The 638-nt window shown below is 69.4% G+C and carries 1 protein-coding gene; it reads left to right on the top strand.

Annotated features, from left to right (window positions below; translation table 11 throughout):
• A partial coding sequence (locus DPM33_RS36595) for a DUF5801 repeats-in-toxin domain-containing protein (RefSeq protein WP_245442703.1) occupies positions 1-638 on the top strand: 638 nt, incomplete at both ends.

Raw genomic sequence — 638 nt, 5'->3', positions numbered from 1 at the left:
CGTGGTGCTGTCGCAGAGCGGCAACACGGTGTCGGGCTATGTGACCGGCCACAGCGGCGACCCGGCCTTCCTGGTGTTCACGCTTTCGGTCAACGCCTCGACCGGCGCCGTGACGCTGACGCAGGACCGCGCGGTGCACGAGAACACGATCGACAATCCGACCGACAGCTCCGAAGGCATCAGCCTGACCTCGGGCCTGGTGACGCTGACGGCGACCGTGACCGACAATGACGGCGACAAGGCTTCGCAGTCGCTCGACCTCGGCTCCAAGGCCACCTTCCACGACGACGGCCCATCGATCGCGCTGAGCGGCACGCCGGCGCCGACGCTGAACGTGGACGAGAGCTACCTGACGGCGGCCACCAACGGCATCAACGGCTCGGGCACCGGCCCGGCCGGCTCGACCACCGACACGCAGAGCTTCGCCGGCGCCTTCACCGTGGTGCAGGGTGCCGACGGCGCCACCACCGCCTACAGCGTCAGCCTCTCGGGCTCGGCCTCCAACCTGATCGACTCGGCCACCGGCCAGGCCGTGGTGCTGTCGCAGAGCGGCAACACGGTGTCGGGCTATGTGACCGGCCACAGCGGCGACCCGGCCTTCCTGGTGTTCACGCTTTCGGTCAACGCCTCGACCGGCG

Source organism: Mesorhizobium hawassense, assembly GCF_003289945.1.
Lineage (GTDB): Bacteria > Pseudomonadota > Alphaproteobacteria > Rhizobiales > Rhizobiaceae > Mesorhizobium > Mesorhizobium hawassense.
The sequence above is the reverse complement of the archived record's forward strand: the minus strand, read 5'-3'. Positions and strand labels throughout refer to the sequence as shown.